Origin of the sequence: Paenibacillus glycinis (assembly GCF_009909185.1) — a bacterium.
In the GTDB taxonomy this organism is placed as follows: Bacteria; Bacillota; Bacilli; order Paenibacillales; family Paenibacillaceae; genus Paenibacillus_Z; species Paenibacillus_Z glycinis.
Map to the genome: position 1 here is coordinate 115,955 of NZ_JAAAMV010000028.1, position 26,570 is coordinate 142,524.

General features: G+C 62.6%; 22 protein-coding genes. 18 read left to right on the forward strand and 4 right to left on the reverse strand.

Going from position 1 to position 26,570, the window contains the following annotated elements:
• Nucleotides 1-33: 33 nt before the first annotated feature.
• Nucleotides 34-627, forward strand: a complete 594-nt coding sequence (folE, locus tag GT019_RS27225; protein WP_161746596.1) for a GTP cyclohydrolase I FolE — start codon at nucleotides 34-36, stop codon at nucleotides 625-627.
• A 250-nt stretch (nucleotides 628-877) separates the two neighbouring features.
• On the opposite strand, the gene GT019_RS27230 is transcribed toward folE, so the two are convergent.
• Nucleotides 878-2,011 (reverse strand): alpha/beta hydrolase, encoded by a 1,134-nt coding sequence (locus tag GT019_RS27230; protein ID WP_161746597.1) that lies wholly within the window; start codon nucleotides 2,009-2,011, stop codon nucleotides 878-880.
• Between the two features lie 354 nt (nucleotides 2,012-2,365).
• Here GT019_RS27230 and GT019_RS27235 point away from each other — a divergent pair, with 354 nt between their 5' ends.
• Together GT019_RS27235 and GT019_RS27240 are read left to right on the forward strand one after the other, a co-directional pair.
• A complete protein-coding gene (locus GT019_RS27235; protein WP_161746598.1) occupies nucleotides 2,366-3,112 on the forward strand; it encodes an IclR family transcriptional regulator in 747 nt (248 codons plus the stop codon).
• A 455-nt stretch (nucleotides 3,113-3,567) separates the two neighbouring features.
• A complete protein-coding gene (locus GT019_RS27240; RefSeq protein WP_161746599.1) occupies nucleotides 3,568-4,650 on the forward strand; it encodes a glycosyltransferase family 4 protein in 1,083 nt (360 codons plus the stop codon).
• A 68-nt stretch (nucleotides 4,651-4,718) separates the two neighbouring features.
• Here GT019_RS27240 and acnA read toward each other — a convergent pair whose 3' ends face one another.
• The gene (gene acnA, locus GT019_RS27245) at nucleotides 4,719-7,436 is read right to left on the reverse strand and encodes an aconitate hydratase AcnA (protein ID WP_161746600.1); all 2,718 of its coding nucleotides are present in this window, start codon (nucleotides 7,434-7,436) and stop codon (nucleotides 4,719-4,721) included.
• A 242-nt stretch (nucleotides 7,437-7,678) separates the two neighbouring features.
• On the opposite strand from acnA, the gene GT019_RS27250 reads away from it, so the two are divergent.
• The 8 genes from GT019_RS27250 to GT019_RS27285 all read left to right on the forward strand — a co-directional run bounded on the left by GT019_RS27250 (nucleotide 7,679) and on the right by GT019_RS27285 (nucleotide 14,896).
• On the forward strand, nucleotides 7,679-8,881 hold the full coding sequence (locus tag GT019_RS27250) for an amidase domain-containing protein (RefSeq protein ID WP_328804041.1): 1,203 nt from the start codon (nucleotides 7,679-7,681) through the stop codon (nucleotides 8,879-8,881).
• A 70-nt stretch (nucleotides 8,882-8,951) separates the two neighbouring features.
• Nucleotides 8,952-10,136 (forward strand): D-alanine--D-alanine ligase, encoded by a 1,185-nt coding sequence (locus GT019_RS27255; protein WP_161746601.1) that lies wholly within the window; start codon nucleotides 8,952-8,954, stop codon nucleotides 10,134-10,136.
• 165 nt (nucleotides 10,137-10,301) lie between these two features.
• Entirely contained in the window at nucleotides 10,302-10,622 is a 321-nt protein-coding gene (locus GT019_RS27260) for a hypothetical protein (protein ID WP_161746602.1), read from the forward strand.
• Nucleotides 10,619-11,620: a UV DNA damage repair endonuclease UvsE gene (uvsE, locus tag GT019_RS27265; RefSeq protein ID WP_161746603.1), complete on the forward strand. Its 1,002-nt coding sequence runs from the start codon at nucleotides 10,619-10,621 to the stop codon at nucleotides 11,618-11,620. Before GT019_RS27260 ends, uvsE begins: the two co-directional genes overlap by 4 nt.
• 138 nt (nucleotides 11,621-11,758) lie before the next feature.
• A complete protein-coding gene (gene fabI / locus GT019_RS27270) occupies nucleotides 11,759-12,529 on the forward strand; it encodes an enoyl-ACP reductase FabI (protein ID WP_161746604.1) in 771 nt (256 codons plus the stop codon).
• 297 nt (nucleotides 12,530-12,826) lie between these two features.
• Nucleotides 12,827-13,681: an inositol monophosphatase family protein gene (locus tag GT019_RS27275; protein WP_161746605.1), complete on the forward strand. Its 855-nt coding sequence runs from the start codon at nucleotides 12,827-12,829 to the stop codon at nucleotides 13,679-13,681.
• A gap of 94 nt (nucleotides 13,682-13,775) precedes the next feature.
• On the forward strand, nucleotides 13,776-14,186 hold the full coding sequence (locus GT019_RS27280) for a GntR family transcriptional regulator (protein ID WP_161746606.1): 411 nt from the start codon (nucleotides 13,776-13,778) through the stop codon (nucleotides 14,184-14,186).
• A complete protein-coding gene (locus tag GT019_RS27285; RefSeq protein ID WP_161746607.1) occupies nucleotides 14,183-14,896 on the forward strand; it encodes a DUF5808 domain-containing protein in 714 nt (237 codons plus the stop codon). Before GT019_RS27280 ends, GT019_RS27285 begins: the two co-directional genes overlap by 4 nt.
• A gap of 99 nt (nucleotides 14,897-14,995) precedes the next feature.
• Here GT019_RS27285 and GT019_RS27290 read toward each other — a convergent pair whose 3' ends face one another.
• Together GT019_RS27290 and GT019_RS27295 are read right to left on the reverse strand one after the other, a co-directional pair.
• On the reverse strand, nucleotides 14,996-16,315 hold the full coding sequence (locus GT019_RS27290) for a glutamate-1-semialdehyde 2,1-aminomutase (RefSeq protein WP_161746608.1): 1,320 nt from the start codon (nucleotides 16,313-16,315) through the stop codon (nucleotides 14,996-14,998).
• 135 nt (nucleotides 16,316-16,450) lie between these two features.
• Nucleotides 16,451-17,569 (reverse strand): LCP family protein, encoded by a 1,119-nt coding sequence (locus GT019_RS27295; RefSeq protein WP_161746609.1) that lies wholly within the window; start codon nucleotides 17,567-17,569, stop codon nucleotides 16,451-16,453.
• Between the two features lie 255 nt (nucleotides 17,570-17,824).
• Between GT019_RS27295 and GT019_RS27300 the strand changes: the two genes are divergently transcribed.
• From GT019_RS27300 to GT019_RS27330, 7 genes are all read left to right on the forward strand, one after another.
• Nucleotides 17,825-19,015 (forward strand): ABC transporter ATP-binding protein, encoded by a 1,191-nt coding sequence (locus GT019_RS27300; RefSeq protein WP_161746610.1) that lies wholly within the window; start codon nucleotides 17,825-17,827, stop codon nucleotides 19,013-19,015.
• On the forward strand, nucleotides 19,012-19,806 hold the full coding sequence (locus tag GT019_RS27305; protein WP_161746611.1) for an ABC transporter permease: 795 nt from the start codon (nucleotides 19,012-19,014) through the stop codon (nucleotides 19,804-19,806). Before GT019_RS27300 ends, GT019_RS27305 begins: the two co-directional genes overlap by 4 nt.
• Nucleotides 19,807-19,813: 7 nt before the next feature.
• Entirely contained in the window at nucleotides 19,814-20,605 is a 792-nt protein-coding gene (locus GT019_RS27310) for an ABC transporter permease (protein WP_161746612.1), read from the forward strand.
• 28 nt (nucleotides 20,606-20,633) lie between these two features.
• Entirely contained in the window at nucleotides 20,634-21,110 is a 477-nt protein-coding gene (gene bcp / locus GT019_RS27315) for a thioredoxin-dependent thiol peroxidase (protein ID WP_161746613.1), read from the forward strand.
• Between the two features lie 409 nt (nucleotides 21,111-21,519).
• The gene (locus tag GT019_RS27320; protein ID WP_328804042.1) at nucleotides 21,520-22,557 is read left to right on the forward strand and encodes an AAA family ATPase; all 1,038 of its coding nucleotides are present in this window, start codon (nucleotides 21,520-21,522) and stop codon (nucleotides 22,555-22,557) included.
• 90 nt (nucleotides 22,558-22,647) lie between these two features.
• Nucleotides 22,648-24,348, forward strand: a complete 1,701-nt coding sequence (locus GT019_RS32565; RefSeq protein WP_161746614.1) for a DUF58 domain-containing protein — start codon at nucleotides 22,648-22,650, stop codon at nucleotides 24,346-24,348.
• A partial coding sequence (locus GT019_RS27330) for a transglutaminase-like domain-containing protein (protein ID WP_161746615.1) occupies nucleotides 24,326-26,570 on the forward strand: 2,245 nt, incomplete at its 3' end. The genes GT019_RS32565 and GT019_RS27330, both read left to right, overlap by 23 nt.

The following is a 26,570-nucleotide window of genomic DNA, read 5'->3' on the forward strand; positions in this document are numbered from 1 at the left end:
GGCCTGCCGGTACAGGGAAAGGAGACGATTGCAATGGCGGGGATCAAAGATTACGTCAATACTGTCGTTTCGGATAATCGGGAAAAAATAGAGTATCACATCCGTCAAATTCTCGGCCTCATCGGCGAGGACGTGGAGCGCGAAGGCCTGCAGGAGACGCCGGCGCGCGTGACGCGCATGTACGAGGAGATTTTCGCCGGGTATTCGGTCGATCCGCGCGACGTGCTCGGCGTGACCTTCGACGAGAAGCACGAAGAGCTGGTCATCGTCCGCGACATCGTGTATTACAGCCAATGCGAGCACCATATGGCGCCGTTCTTCGGCAAAGCCCATATCGGCTATATTCCGAGCGGCAAGATCGCCGGTCTGAGCAAGCTGGCACGGCTGGTGGAAGCCGTGACGCGCCGCCTGCAGGTGCAGGAGCGGATCACGACGCAAATCGCGGATATCATGGAAGAGGTGCTGCAGCCGCACGGCGTGATGGTCGTCGTGGAAGGCGAGCATCTGTGCATGTGCGCCCGCGGCGTGAAGAAGCCGGGCAGCAAGACGGTCACGTCGGCGGTGCGCGGGGAATTCCGCACGAGCGCCGCGCTGCGTTCGGAATTTCTGTCCCTGCTTAAGCAATAATCGTCCATAGCGATAGGGCATAAGGAAAGCCCTCTTTGCGGCCCGTCGGAATTCGGCGGACGGCAAGGAGGGCTTTTTATTTTGGCGGGTGGATCGGAACGCGATGCGCAAAGGTGCTCGTTCGTCTTTCGATGCAAGCGCGCCGTGCAAAAATGCTCGATTGTTAGTGGTGCATGCGGCCCGTGCAAATTTTCTCGGCCGTTTGCGATACACGCGCCAGGACGTTCAATTCGCTTGCCGCACTCGAGGCTCAAGCGGTCGTTTTATAGGCCGCGTCCACCTGGCTTAGAAATAGCGCCGCGCGCTGGATGTATTCCTTCGGGCGGGTCTTGAACAGCAGCTCGTGCGTGCCGCCCTGCACGACCCAGGTGCGCGACAGCGCGTTATGCTGGTCCGCGGCGATCCGTTCGGCGGTGGTCACCGAGGCGATGGCGTCGTTCGTGCCGTGCATGATGAAGAGGGGGATGTCGTATTGCGTCCGCATGACCTGATTGACCGGCAGGGTATCCATGTGGACCCCGGTAAAGAAAGGCAGCATCCATTTGATCAGCGGGATCGACGGGTAGCGCGGCAGGTCTTTTAAATACTGCTTCACGTTGCTATAGAGCGAATCCGAGCTCGGGAGGAACAGGCTGTCGAGCAGCATGGCGTCGATCCGATCGGAGGCGTCCGTCTGCAGCGCCGCTTGCAGCGCGGTACCGGCGCCCATGGAGAAGCCCCAGACGACGACCTCGCCGGCGCCCTGCGCGCGCGCGTACTGCACGGCGGCCAGCAGCTGCTGGGATTCCTCTTGCCCGCCCGTCGCCGGCGTCCGTTTGCCGGAAGAGGCGTAGCCGTAGTCGAACATGAAGACGTTGTAGTGCAGGCCGTGCAGCAGCTCGGCCAGATCGTACATCGGCACCCAGGATTCCTCGCGGTTCGCGCCGTAGCCATGGCTGAACACGACGGTGCGGTCGGAATTTGCCGGTACCGCGGGTTTGGCTGCATGCCCGTCTTGCATCGAAGCTGTAGCGATTGCGGCTGCTTTGGCCGCCGCCGTCCCGCCCGAAGCAGGCGCGGGAATGTACCAGCCATGGACGGTGGTTCGCCCGCTCTTGCTCGGGAAGGCGACGTCGCTGTATGCGAGTCCTTTGGCCGCGAGAGGGTTCGTCGTCAGCGCCGGCACGTAGGGATGCGCGATGACCCAGGCGACGTAGCCGTGAAAGGCGAGCACCAGGAACAGCACCATCGCGGTGAAGGCGGACAGCACGGCGACCGCCGCATGCCGGCGGCGATGATTGCCGGAGACAGCCGGCTTCTCGGCCGGCGAAGGCGCGAGAGGGGGCAGAAGGCCGGGCGGGAAGCTCCCGGCGGCAGGATGCATAGGCGTGATCGTCGTGCTCATGGTGGTGACCCCCTCGATAAAGGCTGTACGCGAGTATGGACGCCGGTCGGCCGCCTTCCGGCGGTGCGAACCGGTGCGAGCTTGGATAGGACCGTAAAGAACAGGGAAATGCTATAGGGTAAAAGGGAATGCAGGAAAAATTTTCTGTAAGCGCTTTCCGGTAGTTCTGTATTCCTATGGTAGGGCCGACGGGGCCAGCCTGTCAATGCGTGTCGACATAATGTTAGCGTCCTGTAATCCTGCTGTAAAATAAGCCGGAAAATCGGGATGCGCTTTACCGGAAGAGCCTGATTGCGTTATACTAGGTGTAATTAAGTTTCACTGCATGAAACCGGCGAATGGGGGAGAAGGCCTATGGCGGAGGATGGCAAATCAACGGTTCGGTCCGTTGAACGGGCGCTTGATTTATTGCTCTGCTTCACGGACCAGCGGGAATGGGCGATGACGGAACTGGCCGATAAGGTCGGGCTGCACAAGAGCACCGTTCACCGCATGCTGGCCACGCTCGAACAACGCGGTTTCGTGGCGCGGGACCCGGCGTCGGACCGTTATCGCCTCGGTCTGCGCATCTGGGAGCTGTCGGCCAATATGTCGGGCGCGGACGATCCCGCGGTTATCGGGTTGCCGGAGATGGAGCGGCTGCGCGACTTGCTCGGCGAGACGATCAGCCTGTACCTGCGCGACGGCAACGAGCGGATTCGCATCCAGGCGGTGCAGAGCGTCCAGGCGATTCGCAGGGTAGCGCCGATCGGGGCCAGGCTGCCGCTCTACGTCGGGGCGTCCAGCAAAGTGCTGATCGCGTTCGAAGAGCCGGACAAGCGCGAGGAGCTGCTCCAGGACGCGTCCTGGCCGGATTCCTTCGACCGGCAGCAGTACCGCGAACAGCTCGGGGAGTGGCGCATGCTCGGCTATGCGACGAGCGTGGAGGAGCGCGAGCAGGGCGCGGCCGCGGTGGCGGCGCCGATCGTCTCCCGCACCGGCAAGCTGGTCGCCGCGCTCTCGGTCTCCGGTCCGGCCAACCGTCTGACGCCGGAGAAGATGCGCGAGCAGGCGCCGGCCGTCATGGAAGCGGCGAAACGGCTCGGATCGATGTTGAAATAACGCGCGAGCATTAACGGGAGCATACGATAAGAGGAAAGCCAAGAGACGCGTCCGCGGGCAAATAGCCGGCAGGCGCGTCTCTTGGCGTGCGGATGCGGATTTCGGGGCCTTATTCCGCCTGGCGGGACAAGGGCACAAGCGCCCCCCGCTCTCCGGCCATACAATGGGATCAAGATGATGCTTACCGGCCCGGCACGCTCCAATCGACGGCGGAGCGACGCAAGCGGGGACGGCCGCCGCATCATCCCCGGGTAATCCGGCAATGCGCAGGAGCTTGGCCGTCATTGACGATGCTTATTCCGTCGAAGTTCCGTTCCGCGGGCCGCCGCACGCCACGGCAGCCTGCCGGGAACGGATCTTCGATACCGATAGATGATTATGATTCGGCATGCCTCCTCCAATGGGACGACACCGCAGCAGCTCGTGAAGGACGGGATGAAGATGAGAGATGCCGGATGAAAATTCTGTTCACGTTTTTCACGCCGAGCGGGGGGATGGAGACGCTCAACCGAATCCGCTGCAAGGCGCTGCGGAAAATCGGCGTGGAATGCCATCTGATGTACACGCATGATGGAGAGGGACTGAAGAACGTCGTCGACATTCCGACCTACGTCCTGCGCGGCGACGGCGAGATCGGATGGCTTCTCGAGAAGGAGCGCTTCGATCTGGTTATCGTCTGCACCGACGACAAGATGCTCGTCACGATGCGGAGGATCGGGTACCAAGGTCCGCTCGTGTTCGAGCTTCAAGGATTGGGTCCGATGGAAACCGCGCATGCCTTCATGAGCGAAAGCGCCGGGCGCATACGCCCGACGACGGACGCGCTGCTCATTCCCCGCACCAAGCATTTGGAAATGCTCTTGGCCGCGTATTTGAAAGGCATGCCTTATTTCAGCTTCGATAACCCGCTCGATACCGAGGCTTTCGGCTACGTCGCTTATCCGCCCAAACCGTTCCCGATTATCGGATGGATCGGACGACTCGAAGCGAACAAAAATTGGCGCGAGTACCTGCTCCTCGGAGCGAGGCTCATCGATCGTTATCCGGACGCGTGCCTGTGGATGTTCGAGGATTCGACGCTGCGGCAGCCGCACGAGAAAGCGCAGTTCGACAAATGGGTGAACGGGCTTCAGCTGCAAAGCAAATTGATGACCCTGTCCAACGTGCCCCACGCGCAAATCGCGGATTACTTGTCCGTGATCGGCGACTCGGGCGGCTTCCTATGCTCGACTTCCGTCCTCGAAGGCTTCGGCTATGCGGTCGCGGAAGCGATGCTGTGCCGCTGTCCCGTGTTGACGACGGACTCCGACGGCATCCGCAGGCTTTTGATTCACAACGGAACCGGAAAATTATACCGGCAAGGCAGCATTGAACAGGCCTTTGCCGAAGCTAAGTCGCTTATGGGCGACGCGACCCTGCGCAGCTCCATTCGCTTGCAAGCGGAGAATCACATCAGGCAGCATTTCTCCGCCGAGCAGTACACCGCACATTTTATGAGCATGGCCGAGACCGTGACGAAGCGAAAGTCCGGCACCTGACCAACCGCTCTGAACATACAAAAAAACGGGTCCGCTCTGGGAGCGGACCCGTTTTCGTTAGGCGAAGATTAGTTGCCGTTTGCCGCGATCATTTGACGCAGCACGGTTTGCAGAATGCCGCTGTTGCGGTAGTAGTCGACGTCCACCAAGGAGTCCAGACGGACGATGGCAGGGAATTCGAACGTCGTGCCGTCCTCGCGCGTCGCGGTGACGGTCACCGTTTGGCTCGGCTGCACGTCGTTGCTCAGACCGGTGATGTCGAACGTCTCGCGACCCGTGATGTTCAGCGTTTTCCAGCCGTGTCCTTCTTGGAATTGCAGCGGCAGCACGCCCATGCCGACCAAGTTGGAACGGTGGATCCGCTCGAAGCTTTCCGCGATGACGGCTTTGACGCCGAGCAGGAACGTGCCTTTGGCCGCCCAGTCGCGGGAGCTGCCCGTGCCGTATTCTTTGCCGGCGATGACCACGAGGTTCTTGCCGTTCTTCTGGTACAGCATCGATGCATCGTAGATGGACATGACTTCTTCCGTCGGCAGGTACGTCGTGACGCCGCCTTCCGTGCCAGGCGCAACCTGGTTGCGGATCCGGATGTTCGCGAACGTGCCGCGCATCATGACTTCGTGATTGCCGCGGCGCGATCCGTAGGAGTTGAAGTCCACTTTGTCCACGCCGTGCTTGATCAGATACTCGCCGGCAGGGCTGTCGGTCTTGATGTTGCCCGCCGGAGAGATGTGGTCCGTCGTAACGGAGTCGCCGAGCAAGGCCAGCACGCTCGAGCTCTTGATGTCTTGGATATCGCCGATATCCGCGCCGAGGTTTTCGAAGAACGGCGGGTTTTGGATATACGTCGATTTCGCGTCCCACTCGTAGCTTTCGCCCGTCGGCACGTCGATCGCGTTCCAGCGCTCGTTTTGCGTAAAGACGTTTTCGTACTTGTCGCGGAAGATTTGCGGGCTCATGGCCGAAGCCATGGCGTCCGCGATTTCTTTGGACGTCGGCCAGATGTCTTTCAGGTAGACGGGTTGGTTGTTGCCGTCATAGCCGATCGGGTCGGCGGACAGGTCGATGTTCACCGTTCCGGCAAGCGCATAAGCGACGACGAGCGGCGGCGACGCCAAGTAGTTGGCTTTGACCTGCGCGTGCACGCGGCCTTCGAAGTTCCGGTTACCGGACAGCACGGCCGCAACCGTCATGTCGTTGTCGGCGATCGCCTTGCTGACTTCGTCCGGCAAAGGACCGGAGTTGCCGATGCAAGTCGCGCAGCCGTAGCCGGCTACGAAGAAACCGAGTTGTTCCAGCGACTCGAGCAGGTTGGCGTTCTTCAGGTAGTCCGTGACGACCAGGGAACCCGGCGTCAGGGAGCTCTTCACGTAAGCAGGCTTCTTCAAGCCGCGCTCGACGGCTTTCTTCGCCACGAGGCCCGCGCCGATCATTACGCTCGGGTTGGACGTGTTCGTGCAGCTCGTGATGGCCGCGATCACGACGGCGCCCGTGCCCATTTTGCTCACTTGGCCGTTCATGTGCTTCACTTCGACCGTCTCTTCGATCTTGTTGTCGGAGAGGCCGTAGCCGCCTTTGTCGATCGGCGTGCGGATGATGCTGTTGAACGATTCTTTCATCGCCGTCAGCTCGACGCGGTCTTGCGGGCGTTTCGGACCTGCCAGGGAAGGCACGATCGTGGACAAGTCGAGCTCGACGATGTCCGAGAACGTCGGTTCAGGCGTGTCGTCCGTGCGGAACATGCCTTGCGCCGTATAGTAAGCTTCGACGAGCGCGATTTGTTCTTCCGTGCGGCCCGTGGAGCGCAGGAAGTGCAGCGTTTCGTTGTCGACCGGGAAATAGCCGACCGTAGCGCCGTATTCGGGAGCCATGTTGGCAACCGTCGCGCGGTCTGCCAGGCTGATGTTGGATAGGCCAGGGCCGAAGAACTCGACGAATTTGCCGACGACGCCTTTTTTGCGCAGGATTTGCGTAACGGTCAGCGCAAGGTCGGTCGCCGTAGCGCCTTCCGCCAGGCTGCCCGTCAGACGGAAGCCGATGACTTCCGGCGTCACGAAGTACAGCGGTTGGCCGAGCATGCCGGCTTCCGCCTCGATGCCGCCGACGCCCCAGCCGACGACGCCGAGACCGTTGATCATCGTTGTATGAGAGTCCGTGCCTACGAGGGAATCCGGATAAACGACGGTTTCGCCGTCGATCGTTTTGGTCGCGGCTACGGATGCCAGGTACTCGAGATTGACTTGGTGAACGATACCCGTGCCCGGAGGAACGGCGCGGAAGTTATCGAAGGCCGTTTGCGCCCAGCGAAGGAAACGGTAGCGTTCTCCGTTGCGCTTGAACTCGATGTCCATGTTGTATTCGAGCGCTTCGGGGGTTCCGAAGGCGTCGACCATGACGGAGTGGTCGATGACGAGATCGACCGGCACGAGCGGGTTGATTTGCTTCGGATCGCCGCCCGATTTCTTAACGGTGTCGCGCATCGCCGCCAGATCGACGACGACCGGCACGCCGGTGAAATCCTGCAGGACGATACGCGCGGGAATGAACGGGATTTCTTTGTCTTCGCGTCCGTCGGCCCATGTCGCGAGCTGCTTCACGTGTTCTTTCGTAATGCCGCGCCCGTCGAATTGGCGGACGGCTGCTTCGAGCAGCACCTTAATGGAGAAAGGAAGTTTGGAGATTTTGCCCAGGCCTTGCTCTTCCAGTCCGCCCAGACGGTAGTAGGCGTATTGCTTGCCGCCGACCGAGAGGGATTCGCGGACGGAATACTCGTTTTGCTTTGTCATTGCGCTTCGCGCCTCCTTGACTTTGTACATGCCGGTTTCACACAGTGAAACACGATTTCAAAAACAAATCATACCCTAAGTATAGCGTTTTTTCGTCAAATAAGGAAGCATAAATATTACCTTCCGCGGTAGATTTCCGCCCGTTTTCACATGAAATCGCCGTGCGGCTCATATAATGAACCAGCGTTATTCCGCCCACGAACTGGGACGGCTTAAAATCGGACGTTCGGGAGGGATCAGATGTGCCGCGATCGCGAATACGGGCCGGAACCGGCAAAGCGGTAACGAGAAAGGGCGCGGCCGGCCGGCCGGGCCGCGTTGCCTCGCCGGCCGTGCGGCTGCACGGATCGGGCAGGTCCGGCAGCGCCATGCTTGCGCAGGGCAGCGGCGGGCTGCAGGAGTCCGCCAAGTCGGAAGGCTGGAAGTCGGCCGTCCATCGTTACGTGAAGCTGTACAATCAAGCCGAGATCGACCGCTTCCCCGCGCCTTTTGGCGATATCGTCGCCGACGGGGACCATCTGTACCGGTTCGGGCAGCGTCTCGCCCGCCTGCGGGAGCAGGAGCTGCTCCGCGGCATCCTGCCCTCCCGGAGCGAGACGAGCGCCGAGCTGCTGCGCATCAGCGAGTCCGGCACGCTTTCCGAGGTGTCCGTGCTGATCGAGCTTCGCGTCAGGCGAACGATCGAGCATCAGGGACGAACGTATTCGGAGGAACGCTTCGACCGCGAACGGCTGTGGCTGGCCGCGGACGGCGGCGAGTACGTCATCTCCCGGATCGAGCCGATCGTGTCCGAACGCCGTCCGCGGTTCAGCTCGTCCCATTCCAGCCATGCGGGCGAGTTCGCCGACGAGCTCGCGCTCGCCGCTGAGAACAAGCCGCAATCCATACCCTATATAAATTATGACGTTTTGCCCTTTTTCAAACATGGCCGCGCCGGAATCCGCTACAGGCGCGATTTGGCCGCCGCGTATGCCGACCGCTGGTGGAACGAAGCGAACCCCGCGTACGAGAATTTCGAGGTCAACTGCACCAATTACATCTCCCAATGTCTCTTTGCAGGCAGCGCACCGATGAACTATACTGGTAAAAGGGCTTCCGGCTGGTGGTACCGCGGGTTCAGCGGCGGCCGGGAAAATTGGAGCTACAGCTGGGCCGTCGCGAACGCGCTTCAGCTTTATTTGTCCGCTTCGCACAATTCTTCGTTGCGGGCGACGGTCGTCGATTCCGCCGACCAGCTGGCGCTCGGGGACGTCATTATCTACGACTGGGGCGGCGACAACCGCTACCAGCACAGCACGATCGTGACCGCGTTCGACGCGGCGGGCATGCCGCTCGTGAACGCGAATACGGTGCCGAGCCGCCATCGCTACTGGGATTATCAGGATTCCTACGCGTGGACGGAGAATACGAGGTACCGTTTTTTTCATATCGCGGATGAGTTTTAGGTGCGCTTGAAGCCCAGAGGAATGACAACCCGCCTGTGTGGGAAATTATACGTAACCGGAGGATTCGATCATGGGGGAGAAAGTGCGCGTAGGGCTGGTTTATGGAGGACGCTCCGGCGAGCATGAGGTTTCGCTGCAAACGGCCTTGGCGGTCATGAAAGCTTTTGACTACGACAAATACGAAATCAAACCTTTTTATATTTCCAAAGACGGCGAGTGGCGCTCGGGGCAGGTGCTTCTGGCTCCGCCGTCCGATTTGGGCTCGCTTCGCCTCGCGGGCGGAAGCGCCGTCGTCGGCACGGAAGCGCTCATGCCGGTCTTCGGCGGCGGCGCGGAACAGGCGCAGACGGCCGCGATCGCATCCGTGCCGGCGGAGGTCAAGATCTCGGCCGTTTCGTCGGCGGCGAACGCGATCGCTTCAAGCGATACCGGGCTGGACGTGGTCTTCCCGCTGCTGCACGGCACGTTCGGCGAAGACGGGACGATTCAAGGCCTCTTCGAGATGGCGAACATTCCGTACGTCGGCGCGGGCGTGCTCGCTTCGGCGGTCGGCATGGACAAAATCACGATGAAGAAGGTTTTCGCCCAAGACGGGCTGCCGCAGTGCATCTACCGCTACTTCAACCGGACGCAATGGGAGAACGATGCCTCGTTTTACATCATGGAAATCGAAACCGCGCTCGGCTACCCCTGCTTCGTCAAACCGGCGAATCTCGGCTCCAGCGTCGGCATTTCCAAGGCGCGCAACCGCGAGGAATTGGTCGAAGCCGTCGATTACGCGCTGCGCTTCGACCGCAAGGTCATCGTCGAGGAGTTCGTGGACGCGCGCGAGATCGAAGTGAGCGTGCTCGGCAACGACGAGCCGCGGGCATCCGTGGTCGGCGAGATTACGTCGTCCAGCGAGTTCTACGATTATAAAGCGAAGTATATCGACGGCAAATCGATGATGCATATCCCGGCGAACCTGCCGACGGAAGTATCGGAATCGGTCCGCGAGATGGCGGTCCGCGCGTTCCAGGCGATCGACGGATCCGGCTTGTCGCGCGTCGATTTCTTCCTCCGCAAGGAGGACGGCCAGCTGTTCATCAACGAAGTGAACACGATGCCGGGCTTCACGCCGTACAGCATGTACCCGCTCATGTGGAAGGAAAGCGGCGTGTCCTATGCGGAGCTGCTGGATACGCTGATCGGGCTGGCCGTCTCGCGCCACGCCGAGAAGCAGCGCATCGATTACAGCGGAGGAAGTCCGGCTTAGTTCAAGCCGGATTTTCTGTTGAATGGGCGGCTTTGCGAAGGCCGGGATACTCTACATAATGAATGTCCGCGAAACGAGACATATGCGTTCGAGCAGTTTTGCTATCTGGCCGGATTATCCGGCTGCGAGGCTTCGCCATCACAAACCTTTTAGGAGGGTTCGCCAATGGGATTCCAAACGGAGTTTAATTCGGTCTGCAAGTTCAAGTCCAAGCAAGAATTGTACGAGCTCCTGGAATACGGCCGCGGCAAAATGGTCAAAAGCGGCTTCCGCGTCTACCCGACCGGCCAGAAGGTGATCGCCTACACGCCGGACAACGAGGCGATCGCGATCGTGCGCATTCTCGTGTCCATCGCCGAGATCAATTTCCAGGGCGAAGAAGTGACCGAGGTGGAGATGGAGCTCGTCCGCAAGCTGACGGAGGAAGAGGCGCGCGTGCAGACGGCGCTGGCGTACGAAATGTTCTTCGGAGACAACCAAGGATGATTGTCCGCTTCGGGTTCGTCGCGATGAGCGTGCTGCTGGAGAATACGTCGCCGTCCCGGACGATGACGTACACGAATTTCGCGAAGCTGGACGACCGGGAAGCGGGATTGCGCCGGCTGGAGCGGATCGCGGAGGATAATCTGCGCACGACGCTGCGGATCATGAAGCACTGCGTCGGCCATGGGATCTACGTGTACCGCATGACGTCCAAGATGATTCCGCTCGCGACGCATGACGAGCTGAAGGATTGGAATCCCTACCCGGCGCTGGAAGAAGCGTTCGCGGCGATCGGCCGTTACGCCGGGGAGCACGGCATGCGGATATCCTTTCATCCCGATCATTTCTGCGTGTTCAGCACCCCGCGGCCCGAAGTGCTGGCCAAGTCGGCCGAGGATTTGAACTATCACGTGACGATGCTGGAGCATATGGGCCTCGGCCCCATGACCAAATGCAATATCCACGTCGGCGGCGCTTACGGGGACAAGCCGGCTTCGCTGGAGCGTTTCATCCGCCAATTCGGCGCGCTGCCGGACAGGCTCCGCGGCCGCGTCACGTTGGAGAACGACGACAAGACGTTCACCGCGCGCGAGACGCTCATCGCGGCCGAGGCGGTCGGCGCGCCGATGGTGCTCGACATTCACCATCATGCGGTCAACGACGGCGGCGAGACCGAGGACGCGCTGCACGGCGAGCTGTGGCCGCGCATCGCGCGCACCTGGAACGGCCCGGACGGGCTTCCGCTGCCCGTGCCGCCGAAGCTCCACGTCTCGAGCCCGAAGAGCGAGCGCGATCCGCGCGGCCATGCCGACAACGTGGACACGGGTCCGCTGCTGCGGTTCCTGCGGGGCATCAACGGCTCGGTGCCGCGGCTCGACGTCATGATCGAAGCGAAACGCAAGGACGCGGCGCTGCTGCAGCTTATGGATGACATGCGCCGGCTGGAGGCAGAGGGAGCGGGCATCCGCGTCATCGACGGCGGCAGCATCGAGATCCTGTAACCGCGAGGGCGCAAGAGAAAGCTTGATCTTTTGCGCAGCTTGCGTTATTTTTGGTAAAGGAAGCGCTATCATTTCACGCATGCACCCTGGTCCTACTTCCGAATCGCAACGCCATTACGCGGAGAGGATTGTGAAGCAATGAACGGATTATTGACAGGGAGAAATATACTCGTCATGGGCGTCGCCAACGACCGCAGCATCGCCTGGGCGATCGCGCAATCGCTTGCCGCCCAAGGGGCGCGTCTCGCGTTTACGTACGAGAGCGAGCGGGTGGAGGAACGGGTGCGCAAGCTGGCGGACACGATCCCCGGTTCCATCCTGCTGCCCTGCAACGTGACGGCCGACGAAGAGATCGAAGGGCTCGCGGGCCAGATCAAGGAAAGCTTCGGCGTGCTGCACGGTCTCGTGCACAGCATCGCCTTCGCGAAGACGGAGGAGCTGGAAGGCATGTTCGTCGACACGTCGCGCGCGGGCTTCGCGCTGGCGCACGACATCAGCGCCTACTCGCTGACCGCCGTCGCCCAGCGGCTCCATCCGCTCATGACCGAAGGCGGCAGCATCATGACGATGACCTACCTCGGCGCGGAGCGCGCGCTGCGCAATTACAACGTCATGGGCGTGGCGAAGGCGGCGCTGGAGGCATCCGTGCGTTATCTGGCCGCCGATCTCGGCCCGCATAACATTCGCGTGAACGCCGTTTCCGCCGGCCCCATCCGGACGCTAGCGGCCAAGGGCATCAAGGACTTCAACGCCATTCTGCGCCAGGTCGAGGAGAAATCCCCGCTCCGCAAAACGACGGACGCCGCCGAGGTCGGCGACACGGCGATGTTCCTGCTCAGCCATCTCTCCCGGGGCATTACGGGCGAAGTGATCTACGTCGACAACGGCTACAACATCGTCGGCGCGTAGACCGGCACCATGTAATCGGACGGAAGGATTCCGCCACGCAAGAGGCGATACCGGTTAAGGCGGCGGCAATGCCGCAGCGCCCGGTACCGCCTTTTTTCATCCCGCAGTTGACCGCAGGCGGGCGAATCCAGAGCGATTTCCTAAGGTTTTTGTTAAAAAGTGGAAGGCATGTGCTCATTTGGGGTAGAATAGATGCAAGGTTCACCGGATGCTCACCTTTTTGGCGAAACTTTGCATATCGGGTGGCGTATAGTAGTATTGCGCAATAGAACTCATAGGAAGGTAGCGTGATAGACCGTGGGCGAAGGGAATGACATCCCTCTGGTCGGGGGCAAAAGCTTCACAGCCGTCGCGATTAATTGCGCGGCCAAGGCCGGTGAATGGATCAAGACGAAGCTTGGCAATCATACAAGCCTATCGATAAAGTACTCCGCGCAGGATCTGGTCACGGAAGTGGATAAAGGCGCGGAAAAGATGATACGCAACTTGGTGGGGACGCATTTCCCGCATCACTCGTTTCTCGGGGAAGAGGGCGTAGAACCCGGGCCCGAGGCTTCGACGAAAGCGCTGCAAAGCGTAAAGGATGCCGAATACCTGTGGATCGTGGATCCCATCGACGGCACGACGAATTTCGTGCACGGATTCCCGTACTTCTCGGTGTCCATCGCGCTCGCGCATTGGGGCGAAGTCATCGTCGGAGTCGTCTACGATCCGATGCGCGATGAGCTGTTCGTGGCGGAGAAAGGCAAGGGCGCGTACGTGCGGGGCCGCCGCATGGCCGTCTCCGGCGAGCAGACGCTGCGGGACAGCCTGCTGGCTACCGGCTTCCCGGCGGACCCGAATTACGCCCAGCCGCTCAACATGAAGCAGCTGCAGGCGATAGCGCCGCAAGTGCGCAATGTCCGCTCGCTCGGCTCGGCCGCGCTTCATATGGCGTATGTCGCATCGGGCCGTCTCAGCGGGTTCTGGGAGATCGGCTTGAACTCGTGGGACTTGGCGGCGGGAGCGCTGCTGGTGAAAGAATCGGGAGGCGCCGTTACCGACCTGCAGGGCAACGAATACCATCTTGGCGTCCGCCACGTCGCGGCGTCGAACAGCCACCTTCATGGCGAATTCCTGCAAGTTTTGCAGCAGGCGGAAGCCGGCAGCTAACGAAGAACGTCTCTTATTCCGTCCGCATATGACGGGAGAAGAGACGTTCTTTTGCATAGAATAGCGTAACGCTATCGGATGGGAGGCTGGCGGGATGTTCATCGAGCTTGACGTGCAGGGCGATGTGCCGCTTCACGAGCAGATCGCGCAGCAAATTATCGCGGGAATCGCGGCGGGGACGCTGAAGCCGGGCAAGACGCTGCCTTCGGCCAAAAGGCTGGCATCGGATTTGCGCATCAAGTCGTTGCCCGTGCGCAAAGCCTATCAAAGCCTGCTTGCGGAAGGCTTCCTTCAAGAACGGTACGACGGGCGGCTCGGCATGCTCGTGTCGTCGAAGGAGGAGATGCCGCGCATGACGGACCGGTACATGGAACGGCTCCACAGCCGCCTGCGCACCCTGGCTGCGGAGGGGAGGGCAAGAGGGATGACGGAGGCCGAATTCAGCAAAGCCTGCGTCGCGATTTACCGCAGCGATTTATCCAGGATGGGAGATTCATTGGAATGAACGACAACCGAGATCACTTGAGAGGCGCGATGTCGCTGCATTGGTACTGGCTGCAGGCGCTGATCGTCGCGGGTTCCGCCGCGGCGGCGGCGCTGCTGTGGGCGGACATTCCTTCCATGCTGACGACGCATTACAATATTCGTTTCGAGCCGGACGGCTTCGGCGCCAAGAGCTGGAGCACGGTGTACCTGCTCAATATCGTGCAAGCCTGTCTGCTCGTCACCATGCTGGGGACGAACGCGGTTATCGCGCAGGCGAGCGCGAACGCCGCCTCGCAGGCGGACAAGGGATCGGGGGCGGCGAAGCAGCGGGCATTCCGGTACGTGAACAGCGTGTTTCTCTACGGATTATCCCTGCTGTTGACGCTCTTCTTCAGTTATATTCAGGCAACGATGCTGTACGGTTGGCCGGCCAAGGCGCTGCCGGCGGCGACGATCGCCGTCGCGGCGCTTATCGTCGGCGGCATCGTCGGCCTGGTCGTCACGGTGAGAAGGCTCGGCCTGCAAGGGCAGAATGCCGGCGCGGACGAGGAACACTGGCTGGCCGGCGGGGGCGTCTATTACAATCCGGGCGATCCCGCGGTCTTCGTGCCGAAGAAACACGGCATCGGCTGGACGATCAACTTCGGCCGGCCGACGGGCTGGGTCGTCATCGCCACGCTGATCCTGATTCCGTTCGCCATCGTCGCGCTGGTCGCGCTCATGACCTGAACGAAAAGGCGCCTATCCGCCGGAAGCTTTCCGCGCTGCGATCTGCAGCTCAGCCAGCTCCCGGGGATAGGCGTCTTTGGTTGTGACAAACGCGGCTCGTCAGTCCTTCATGGCCGCGAAGGCCTGCTCGGCCGCCGCGATCGTCGCGTCGATATCGTCGTCCGTATGGGCGGTCGTGAGGAACCACGCCTCGTACTTGGAAGGCGCCAAGCAGACGCCTTGGTCGAGCATCAGGCGGAAGAACCGCGCGAACCGTTCGCCGTCGGTATTCTGCGCCTCGTCGTAGTTCGTAACGGGATGATCGCAGAAGTGCGCGGAGAATGACCCGCGGATGCGATTGATCGTCAGCGGGATGCCGTGACGGTCCGCCGAAGATTGCAGCGCGTCCGCAAGGCGCGCCGCCTGCGCGTCCATCCGCTCGTAGACGCCGGGTTCCCGCAGCACCTCCAGGCAGGCGATGCCCGCGGAGATGGAGGCCGGGTTGCCGGCCATCGTGCCCGCCTGGTAGGCCGGGCCGAGCGGCGCGACCTGCTCCATGACGGCTTTGCGGCCGCCGTAGGCGCCGATCGGCAGGCCGCCGCCGATGATCTTGCCGAGCGCCGTCAGATCGGGCTCGACGGCGGAGTGGTCGGGGAACGCGGCGTACGTCTGCGCGCTGCCGTAATGGAACCGGAACGCGCTGATCACTTCGTCGTAGATGACGAGGGCGCCCGCCTCGCGGGTCATCGTGCAGAGCCCCTCGAGGAAGCCGGGCTTCGGCATGACCATGCCGAAATTGCCGACGATCGGCTCCACCATGACGGCGGCGACGTCTTCGCCGAACGTATCCAGCGCGGTGCGCAGGCCGTCCAAGTCGTTGAACGGGACCGTGATCACTTCGTTCGCGATGCTGACCGGCACGCCGGCGCTGTCGGGGATGCCGAGCGTCGAAGGGCCGGAGCCGGCGGCCACGAGCACGAGATCGGAATGGCCGTGGTAGCAGCCGGCGAATTTGATGATTTTGCTGCGCTTCGTATAGGCGCGGGCGACGCGGATCGTCGTCATGACGGCTTCCGTGCCGGAGTTGACGAAGCGAACCTTGTCGAGCGAAGGGATCGCTTCCTTGAGCATCCGCGCGAGCGTGATCTCGAGCTCCGTCGGCGTGCCGTAGAGCGTGCCGTTCGCGGCCGCCGCCGTGATCGCTTCGGTAATATGCGGATGGGCGTGGCCGGCGATGATGGGGCCGTACGCGCAGAGGTAGTCGATGTAGCGGTTGTCGTCGACGTCCCAGAAATGAGCGCCCTTGGCGCGTTTCATGAAGACCGGCGCGCCGCCGCCTACCGCCTTGAACGAACGGGACGGGCTGTTGACGCCGCCGACGATATGCGCCAGCGCTTCGGCGTACAGGGCTTCCGAGCGCGGTCGCTGCGTTGTGGACATGGATGGTGCCTCCTTGAATGAACGGGTGTGGATGAATCGGACTAACAGAAGCAATAACTCATTGTACCTCCGCCGGGCCGCGCAGCACAACAAAAGAGAGGGAGCGGCCGGCCGGCGCGCTCCCTCTCTTGCACGTTATTTATTGTCAGAGCCGTTCGCGGTGTTGCCGCTGGCTCCGCTGCCGCTCGTCGAATTCGAGTTCGTGACGGCGCTGCCGTCGCTTTGCACGCTCGAATCGGTCGAGGTGGACGTCGTATCGGGAACCGTCGAATCCTTCTGCAGCTCGTCTTGGACGAATGCCAGCAATTTGTCTTCGTCGGTAATCGCGAGCACGGATGCCCCGCCGACCTTCTCGCCGCCGATCAGTTCCATCGGAGGCACCTGCGCCTGGCCGGCGATATGGCTGCTCACGCCGAGCTGGCCGAGCTTGATCATGTCGTCGACGCCGATGTTCGTCTTGATGTAGCCGTCGACGCTGTCGACGATCTTCTTCATCTTCAGCAGGTTCCAGCCGTTCTTCATCTTGTCGGCCACGGCGCCGAGCAGCTTGCGCTGGCGCTCCGTGCGCGTGAAGTCGCTCATCGCGTCGTGGCGGAAGCGGGCGTATTGCAGCGCCTTCGTGCCGTCGAGATCCTGGATGCCCTTTTTCAAATGGATGTCGTAACGGTTGCCGTCGGCGTTGTCGACGTAGTTCATGTCCTTCTCGACGTCGAAGTTCTGGATGCCGCCGATCGCGTCGATGACCGATTTGAATCCTTCAAAGTCCGTGTACACATAATATTGGATATCGAGCCCGGTGATGTCGCCGATCGTCTGCATGGCGAGCTCCGGTCCTCCGAGCGCGAAGGCGGTGTTGATCCGGTCGCTGCCGTGGCCCTCGATGTCCACGTACGTATCGCGAAGCACGGAGAACAGGTGGATCGACTTGGTCGGCGGATCGATGGACACGACCATCATCGAATCGGAGCGGGCCTTCTCGTTCTCCTTCAGGCCGCGGTTGTCGCCGCCCATGATGAGGATGTTGACGCGTTCCTTGCCTTCCCATTCGGGCGGCTTCTCGGTAGGCTTGACTTCGTAGTCCGTGTACTTGGGATCCGTCGTCGGCTGGCTTAATTTATCGAGACCGTTGTATACGCCGTAAGCCTGGTAGACGAAATATCCGACGACCGCCAAGATCACGACGGTAACGCCCAGCAGCGCCCATTTCCAGGGTCTTTTGCGTTTCGGTGGTTTAGGTTGCTTCGCGCGCGCCATATTCGTTTCAGTTCCTCCTTGTAATAGTCCGAACCCGGCACAGGAGAGATCCGCCTCGGAACAGGTAAAGTAATACGCCAATCATCGGATTGTTATGGGGAGAAGCACGTTGACTAAACTTTAATATACAGTATAGCATTACACATCATAAAATTATAAAATGGATTGTCGTAGAGAAGCAAGTTTTATCTGATTGAAGCGAATGGCGCGGATATTTCCCAGGAAATGTCGAAACAGAAAGGAGCCGGAAATTCTATGCTGGCAATAGACGTAAAAGATTTAAGGAAACAATTCCAGGTGCAGAAGAATCGCGAAGGGCTCGGCGGCGCGCTGAAGGATCTGTTCAAGCGCGAATACAACGAGATTACCGCGGTCAAAGATATCAGCTTTCAAATTCCCCAAGGCGAAATTTGCGGCTACATCGGCGAGAACGGGGCCGGGAAATCGACCACGATCAAGATGCTCACGGGGATCCTCGTGCCGACCTCGGGCCACCTTATGGTAAACGGCTTCGTGCCTTATAAAGACAGGGAAAAATTCGTGCGCGGCATCGGCGTCGTGTTCGGCCAGCGCAGCCAATTATGGTGGGATATCGGCGTCATCGAGTCCTTCCAATTGCTGCGGAAAGTGTACCGCGTGCCCGAAACGGAATTCCGCAAACGGCTCGACGAATTGGTCGAACGGCTGCAGCTCGGCGAGCTGCTGAACCGCCCCGTCCGGAAGCTGAGCCTCGGCCAGCGGATGCGCTGCGAGCTCGTCGCGTCGCTGCTGCACAATCCGTCCATCGTGTTTTTGGACGAGCCGACGATCGGCCTGGACATCGTAGTGAAGACGGAAATTCGCGAATTCTTAAAAAAAATTAATCGGGAGCAGGGCACGACGATCCTGCTGACGACGCATGATCTTCAGGATATCGAGGCGTTGTGCTCGCGCGTCATCATGCTCGACGACGGCCGCATCATCTACGACGGCGGTCTGGAAGAGCTCAAATCGAGATGGAGCAAAGGCCGGGAGCTGCAGTTCCAGTTCGGCGAGCAGCCGTCGCTGGACGCCCTGAGAGGCTTGACGGACGGCCTGAGCGGCGTGGAATGGACGATCGACAACGAGCTGACGGCCACGATGTGGCTTCCGCACGAAGTGAACGTCTCGGAGGCGCTCGGGCGCGTCGTCGGCGGCACGTCGGATATCCGGGACATCAAAATCACGGAAACGAATACCGACGACATCGTCCGCGAGATTTATTCGTCGGGCTCCGCGTCGAACGATGCGGCGGCGAAGCTGAGCCAGAACGCGGCGGGCGGCGCGGAACAAGGCGGGACGGCAGGGGCCGGGGGCGGCGCTGCGCCCGCGGCCGGAGGCGCCGGGAAGGGCGAAGCCGGAACACGGGCCGGCGAGCGTGCGCTCGTCGCCGCGGGGACGGCGTCCGAGAAGGAGCCCGAAGCATGAACAGCGCGTATTTGGACCTGATTCGCATCCGTTTTCTCATGATGCTCGCTTACCGCGTCAACTATTACAGCGGCATCGTCATCTACACGATCAACATCGGCGCGTATTATTTTCTCTGGGAAGCGATCTACGGGGAGCAGAAGCTGCTGGCCGGCTTCACGCTGGCGCAAATGACCACGTACGTGGCGGTCTCGTGGATGGCGAGGGCCTTTTACTTCAATAACCTGGATCGCGAGATCGCAAACGAAATCCGCGACGGCAGCGTGGCCGTGCAGTTCATTCGCCCGTACAATTACCTGTTCGTCAAGCTGATGCAGGGGTTCGGCGAAGGCCTGTTCCGGCTGCTGTTGTTCATGGGCCCGGGCCTCGCGCTCGTCTGCCTGATCTTCCCGGTCAAGCTTCCTTCGGATCCGGGCACTTGGGCGATCTATATCGTCATGCTGGGGTTCAGCTTTCTTATTAATACGCAGATCAACATGCTCGTAGGCTTATTCGCGTTCTTCGTCGAGAACAACGAGGGCATGCTGCGCATGAAGCGGGTGCTGGTCGACCTGTTCTCGGGCGTTATCGTCCCGATCTCGTTCTTCCCGGGCTGGCTTGCCGTCACGATGAAGTGGCTGCCGTTTCAAGCGATTACGTTTCTGCCGAGCTCCGTCTTCACCGGCCGGATTGCCGGCGACGAGGTGCTGCGCGTGCTCGGCATCCAAATCATCTGGTTCGTCGCGCTGATTGTTCCGATCGCGTGGGTATGGCGCATGGCGCGCACCAGGCTGTTCGTGCAGGGAGGGTAAGAAAGCTATGTTTTATTGGTCGCTGGCCGTGGAATACATGAAAAATTACGTGAAAACCAAGCTGACCTACCGCGCCGATTTCTGGGTGGAGGTGCTGTCGGACCTGCTGTTCCAAGCGGTCAACCTGATCTTCATCCTGGTCGTGTTCCAGCATACGCCGACGCTCGGCGGCTGGACGGAGGCCGAAGTCGTGTTCGTGTACGGCTTCTTCATGGTGCCCTCGGGCATCTTCAGCACGTTCTTCAACATCTGGAATTTCAGCGAACGGTACATCGTCAAAGGGGAGATGGACCGCATATTGACGCGTCCGGCCTATAATCTGTATCAGGTGCTGCTGGAAAACCTCGATCCGCCGTCGCTGTTCGGCTCGCTCGTCGGGCTGGTCATCATGGTGCTGAGCTGGGGGCAGCTGGACCTGACGTTCCATCTGACGGACGCGCTGATGATGGTCGTCTTCACGATCGGCGCCGTCATGATCTATGCGGGCATCTTCACCTCGCTGACGGCGATCTCGTTCTACTCCGACGCGCCGACGGGCATCCTGCCCTTGATGTACAACATCTCGAGCTACGGCCGTTATCCGGTTAATATTTATAACAAGGTCATCCGGTTCATGCTCACCTGGCTGCTGCCGTTCGCGTTCGTCGGGGTTATCCCGGCTTCGTACTTCCTGGGCCGGAACGAGACGGGGTTGTCGGACCTGGCGCTCTACACGCCGCTGATGGGCGTTATCGTCCTCGGCATCGGGCTGTTCATCTGGAATCACGGCGTCAAGCGGTACCGCGGCGCGGGTTCCTGATCTGACCATATGAAGGGGGAAATGCGCAATGGCAATCAAAGCGAAAGCGGCCGTGGGCAAAAAAGCGCCGAATTTCACGCTTGCGGCGACGGGCGGCCGGGAGGTCAGCCTGAGCGATTTCGCCGGGCGTAAGGTGGTCATCTTCTTCTACCCGAAGGACTTGACGCCGGCGTGCACGCAGGAGTCGTGCGATTTCCGCGACGCGTACGCGGAATTCGGCAAGCACGGCACGGTCGTGCTGGGCATCAGCAACGATCCCGCGGAGCGGCACGAGCAATTCGCGGCGAAGTACGAGCTGCCGTTCGAGCTGCTGGCGGATACGGAGCATAAGGTATGCGAGCTGTACGGGGTCTGGCAGCTGAAGAAGCTGTACGGCCGCGAATACATGGGGCTTGTCCGCTCGACGTTTCTCATCGACGAGAAGGGCAAGCTGGTGCGCGAGTGGCGGAATCTCCGCGTGAAGGGGCATGTGCAGGACGTGCTGGCGGCGGCTATCGCGCTGTAGGCGCAGCTTGCTCGGCGCGCGATGCGCAGCTTTGGAAGCGAACGAATAAAGGTTGTCCGGAAGCCGATAAGTCGGTTCCCGGACAGCCTTTCTTTGCGTTAACGGCGTGGCAGCCGAGGTCAGGCGGTTTCGGGGGCGGATGCGCCGTTCGCGGACGCGTGCGTTTTCGAAGGGGCATCTCGATGACCGCGCGCGGCGCGGCTCGGGTAAACGGATCGCGCCGCGTTCGGCATACGGCCGAATACGGCGCGATTCTTTCGTTGAGCGCGAGCGGAGGCGGTATTCATGCGACCATCTTGGAGATTATAGACCTGTTGCCCGCGGCGGAGGTGTAAAGGACGCAAGAGATGGCGAAACTATCAAATAGCGTCATTCAATAGGCTTGGAAGAGTAGGAGATGAGATCGGAAATGATTCCAAAAGTTCAGCAAGGGGAAAAGGGGCTTGGCGAGCCGCCGCTTCACGCGGCGGAAGCGGATATGTGGCCGGAGGCGGCGCAGCAATCGCTGCAGCTGATGCTGGCGCGGGTAAACAGCGTGCTGCTCGGCAAGGAGCAGGTGGTGGCGCGGGTGTTCAGCGCGCTGCTCGCGGGCGGGCACGTGCTGCTCGAGGACGTGCCGGGCGTGGGCAAGACGCTGCTCGTGCGCGCGATCGCGCGGGTCATCGGCGGGGAGTTCCGCCGCATTCAGTTTACGTCGGACATGCAGCCGGCGGACGTCGTCGGCGGGATGGTCTGGGACGGGAAACGCGGCGAGCTCGTCTTCCGCCAAGGTCCGCTGATGGCGAACGTCGTGCTGGCCGACGAGATCAACCGCACGCCGCCGCGCACCCAGTCCGCGCTGCTCGAGGCGATGGAAGAGCGGAGCGTCTCGGCCGACGGCGAGACACGGCCGCTGCCGCTGCCGTTCATGCTGCTCGCGACGCAGAATCCGCTGCGCGACGACGGCACGTACCCGCTGCCCGAGGCGCAGCTGGACCGGTTCATGATGAGGCTGACGATCGGCTACCCGGCGCCGGAGGACGAGATCGGGATGCTGGAATCCGGGCGGCAGCGCCTGCTGCCGGAGCTGCTGCGCCCCGTGATCGTGCCGGAGGAATGGATGCGCATGCAGAAGGACGCCCAGTCGGTGCATGTTCATCCCGCGCTGCTCGCGTACGCGGTGCACGTCGTCGGGGCCACGCGCACGTCGCCGGAGCTGCAGCTGGGGGCAAGCCCGCGCGCCACGCTGGATTGGATCCGCGCCTCGCAGGCGACGGCATACGTTGCCGGCCGGCGCTACGTCGTCCCGGACGATCTGAAGCATGCGGCGGAGCCGGTGCTCGCGCACCGGCTGCTGCTGCGCGACGAAGCTTGGGTCAAGGGAAGAAGCCCGGGGAAGGTGCTGGAGGATATTCTCGCGGCGTCGCCGGTGCCGATGCCGGCATCCGAAGGCGGGCGGCGCAGATGATGCGGCGGCCGGATCGTCATTGGCGACACCGGCGACTGCCGGGGCAAGCTTCGGCGGGAAGACCGGCGCGAATAGGAAGGCGGTGAGACGGTGAGAACGACGGGAACGAAGAAGTCGGCGACGAAAGCGGACGCGTCAGGTCCGGGGGATACGGCGGCGCCGCCAGGAACGGCGACTCCGGAAGAAATAACGGGGAGCGCGGATACGGCAGGCGCGGCTGGCGCTTGGAAAACGATAGCGCCGGGCATGACGAAGCCGCCGGCGCCGGGCGAGACGGAAACGGCGAGGTTGGCGCTGGCGGTTCGTGCGGCGGCTCGCCGGGAGGCAGGCGCGGCCAAGCAAGCGGTCCCCGCCGCTTCGCCGCCGGATGCGGCAAAGACGGGGAAGGGCCTGAGCCAGGCGGCGCCTGCAATTCCGGGAGCGGTCAAGCTGCGCAGCCGGATCATCGGCCGCGTCATGGCGCTGCTCGTTCTCCTGGCCGCCGTCTATGCGCTGCACGAACGCGGCGGGGCGGTCGAATGGCTGTTCGCGGCGATCGTGATCCTGACGGCAAGCTTCGGCCTGCTGCTGCCTTATGCGGCGATCGGCCGGATTCAGGCGGAACGGACGGTTTTCGACGAGGAAGAGCTGGCGGACGGCGGCGCGATGCGCGTGCAGCTGACGCTAAGACTAAGCCGCATGCTCCCGTTCATGTGGGTTTGCCTGCAGGAAGAGATCGTCAATGCATGCGCCCCGCAGGGGAACGGGATCAAAATCACCCGGGCGCTGCTGCCCGGCTTCAGCCGCCGGTTGGTCTTGTCGTATACCGTGAACGGACTGCAGCGGGGCGTGCTGGAGTTCGGCCGCGTGACCGTATCGACGGGAGACATGCTCGGCTTGACGACGAGAACCGTCACGGTCGAATGCTCCGGCCATGCCGTAGTGAAGCCGGCTCCGCCGTCCGGGGAACGGCTCGGCGCGCTGCCGGGCTTCGAAGCCGAGCAGACCCGGCAGGGCATGCAGCCCGTGTCCTCGTTCGGCGGGCAGATGATGTCCGCGGCGTCGCGCCTGCGCCGGGACGGAGCCGGCCCCGAGCTGCGTTCCTACGTGCCGGGCGATTCGCTGCGGCGGGTCGATTGGCGGGCCATGGCGCGCGGACTCGGCATGCAGACGCGCATGAACGAAGCGGAGGAAGCGGGCACGGTCATCGTGCTGCTGGACGTATCGGCGGCGGCTTACGGCGGGGACCGGCGGTTATTCGATGCCAATGCCGGCCGGGCTTTGGCGATCATGGAGCAGGCGGAGCGGGAGGGCAAACGGATGAAGCTGTTGACCAACGCCGTTGCCGAGAGCGCCGTTCATGACGGCGCCGGCGGGGGCGCCGCGCTTCGGGAGACCGGCAAACGCCTGGCGGCGCTCCGTCTCGGCGAGGCGGCGAAGCCGATGTCGCAGCGGCTGTCCGACGTCGTGGCGGGCGCGCCGCGCGGCGCTTCCGTCATCTGCCTGACGGCGGGCAAGACGGGCAGCGCCGAGGCGATCGCCCGGCAGTCGGGCGATCCCGGAAATATTTCGTACGGCGCGAAGCTGGCCGGCGTGCGCGGCATTCGGCTGCATCTGCTGCTGTCGGTTCCGGCAACCGGCGGCGAGACCGCGGAGCGGAGCTGGCGGGAGCGGCTGCAGGGAACGGGCTGCAGCGTGCGGGCGATGACCGTGCCGGAAAGCTACGGCAGCCGGAAGCCGCAGGCGGCGGAAGCGGCCGCGCAAGCCGGCAGGGAAGGAGGCGGGATCCATGTCGAAGCCGCGAACGGATAACGATAGCCGGGAGGCCGCGGCGGGCGGCGGCTCCCGGGAAGGCACGACCCGGCGGGAAGCGCGGGATGCCCAGGGCTCTAGCCTGTCGCGACCGCAGGCGTCGCATGCCGGCGGTTCCGGATCGACCGCCGCGTCCTCGGGCAAACCGAGGCAAACGGCTTCGGCAGGCGGCGGTTCCCGCAAGGAATCGGTTGCGGGCGTCAGTTCCGCCGCGGGAGGCGGGGTTCGGCGATCCAAGCGGCAGGAAGAGCGCGACGGGCTGCATTTCTTCCGTCACGGTGCGCGCAGATTGATCACGAGCCTGCTTTTGTATGGCCTGATCGTGGAGTGGCTGCTGCCCTTGGAGCAGCTGAAAACCTATACGGAGCTGTATGAAATCGGTCCGCTCCTGGCGGCCGTCGGCTTGTTTCTCGCCGTCGGCTTGTTCGTGCCCCCGACATGGGCGGCATTGCTGCTGAACGGATTCATCGCGGTCGGCACGGTGCTCGCGCTGTTCGAGCCGCATTACGGCTCGCTGTCCCGGTCGTTGCGCGGGTTGGTCGAGGCTATTCGGCATGACGCGCTAGGCATGGGGCGCGGGGACTTCATGATCAGCGGCGAATCCAGGACGCTGCTGCTGATCGGCGGGCTCGGGATGATGGCGATCGCCGTGCAGTCGCTCATGTGGCTGCGCCAGTGGGGGCTTGGCTTGACGGCGCTGACGGCGCTGTACTTGCTGCTGCTGTACGGCTTTCTCGAATTGAACGTGTTTCCCGGGCTGCTCCGGGCATGCGCGGAGGGACTGTTATTGAGCGCGCTCGTGACGGTGCCGCGAATCGAGCGGCTCGCCGGCGTGCCGGATTTATTCGCGCCGGCGAGCGGCTCCGGGAGCGGGAAAGGGATGCTGGCCGGCTGGTCGCTCGGCTGGTGGACCGGCGCGGCCTGGCTTGCCGTCCTCATCATGGCGGGAAGCATCGGCGCGGCTTGGAGCTGGTCGGGACCGGCCGCATCCGCACAGGCGCCATGGGCCGCGGACGCCGTAAAATGGGGCGAAGCGCGCTTCGGAACGCCGGACGGGCATGACGATGCCGAGGCCGCGACGACGGCGGCGGAAGCGATGGCGGACACGGGATTGAACGGATCCGGGAAAACGGGCTACGGCTTTGACGACAGCCGCCTTGGCGGACCGCTGTCCACGGATGACACCGTCTTGTTCACCGTGGCGTCCAGGGAGGCCGGCTATCTGCGCGGCGACAGCAAGTCCGTTTATAACGGAGCGGGCTGGGAACAGGACGGGCATGACTGGCAGAAGATGGACATGACCGCCTCGTCGGCGGCCGGGGATTCCAACGTGCTCCTGCAAACCGTGACGCCGGCCCGGCCGACGGTCGGCTATCCGCTGTTCGGCGGGGGCGCGAATGCCCGGATCACGGCGCTCAAGCTGCAGCTCGTCCCGAAAGGCGCCGCCGGCAAGTATTGGCGGGATACGGAGACCGGGGCGCTCTATGCGCCCGGCGACGAAGACCGGGTCGTCCAGTATACGGTCGAGACGGTCGTCCCGAACGAGGTCGACGTCCGCAGCGTACGCGCGGCCGGGGCAGGGGGCGGGACCGCGAGCGCCGACGATGCCGCGGCTTTCTCCGGCGCGCCGCCGCTGACGGATCAAGCGGAACGGGCGTATACGCAGCTGCCCGCGGGTCTGCCCGCACGGGTCGGCGAGCTTGCGGCGCAGATCATTCGGGATGCCGGCAATCCGGCGAGCCGGTACGAGCAGGCGCAGGCCATCGCGGATTACTTGCGCGCGCATTACGCCTATACGCTGGCGGATACGGCCGCGCCGGAGGCGGGCATCGACTTTGTCGACGACTTTTTGTTCCGGCAGAAGCAGGGGTATTGCGTGCACTTCGCCTCCGCGATGGCGGTGCTGCTGCGGACGCAGGGCATGCCGGCGCGGTACGTGAAGGGCTTTGCGCCGGGCGAGGCCGAACGGCCGGCGGGGGGAGGCGAAGCCTCCCTGTTCACCGTGCGCGCGAGCAACGCGCATGCTTGGGTGGAGGTGTGGTTTCCGGGCGCCGGCTGGGTGCCGTTCGAGCCGACGCCGGGTTTCGCGGCACCGGCTGACGGTGCCGCGGGCGATGCCGGCTCGTCCGCGCTCGCGGACGGGGCGGCGGAGCCGGGCCGTGCCGCCGCCGCGGACCGCGCGGCGGCGATCGGCGGCGGAGCCGCCGCGGACGCCCGCGGCT

Coding starts and splice junctions, on each gene's coding strand:
- folE (WP_161746596.1), top strand. CDS start 34: ATGGCGGGGATCAAAGATTACGTCAATACTGTCGTTTCGGATAATCGG.
- GT019_RS27230 (WP_161746597.1), bottom strand. CDS start 2,011: ATGAGCACGACGATCACGCCTATGCATCCTGCCGCCGGGAGCTTCCCG.
- GT019_RS27235 (WP_161746598.1), top strand. CDS start 2,366: ATGGCGGAGGATGGCAAATCAACGGTTCGGTCCGTTGAACGGGCGCTT.
- GT019_RS27240 (WP_161746599.1), top strand. CDS start 3,568: ATGAAAATTCTGTTCACGTTTTTCACGCCGAGCGGGGGGATGGAGACG.
- acnA (WP_161746600.1), bottom strand. CDS start 7,436: ATGACAAAGCAAAACGAGTATTCCGTCCGCGAATCCCTCTCGGTCGGC.
- GT019_RS27255 (WP_161746601.1), top strand. CDS start 8,952: ATGGGGGAGAAAGTGCGCGTAGGGCTGGTTTATGGAGGACGCTCCGGC.
- GT019_RS27260 (WP_161746602.1), top strand. CDS start 10,302: ATGGGATTCCAAACGGAGTTTAATTCGGTCTGCAAGTTCAAGTCCAAG.
- uvsE (WP_161746603.1), top strand. CDS start 10,619: ATGATTGTCCGCTTCGGGTTCGTCGCGATGAGCGTGCTGCTGGAGAAT.
- fabI (WP_161746604.1), top strand. CDS start 11,759: ATGAACGGATTATTGACAGGGAGAAATATACTCGTCATGGGCGTCGCC.
- GT019_RS27280 (WP_161746606.1), top strand. CDS start 13,776: ATGTTCATCGAGCTTGACGTGCAGGGCGATGTGCCGCTTCACGAGCAG.
- GT019_RS27285 (WP_161746607.1), top strand. CDS start 14,183: ATGAACGACAACCGAGATCACTTGAGAGGCGCGATGTCGCTGCATTGG.
- GT019_RS27290 (WP_161746608.1), bottom strand. CDS start 16,315: ATGTCCACAACGCAGCGACCGCGCTCGGAAGCCCTGTACGCCGAAGCG.
- GT019_RS27295 (WP_161746609.1), bottom strand. CDS start 17,569: ATGGCGCGCGCGAAGCAACCTAAACCACCGAAACGCAAAAGACCCTGG.
- GT019_RS27300 (WP_161746610.1), top strand. CDS start 17,825: ATGCTGGCAATAGACGTAAAAGATTTAAGGAAACAATTCCAGGTGCAG.
- GT019_RS27305 (WP_161746611.1), top strand. CDS start 19,012: ATGAACAGCGCGTATTTGGACCTGATTCGCATCCGTTTTCTCATGATG.
- GT019_RS27310 (WP_161746612.1), top strand. CDS start 19,814: ATGTTTTATTGGTCGCTGGCCGTGGAATACATGAAAAATTACGTGAAA.
- bcp (WP_161746613.1), top strand. CDS start 20,634: ATGGCAATCAAAGCGAAAGCGGCCGTGGGCAAAAAAGCGCCGAATTTC.
- GT019_RS27320 (WP_328804042.1), top strand. CDS start 21,520: ATGATTCCAAAAGTTCAGCAAGGGGAAAAGGGGCTTGGCGAGCCGCCG.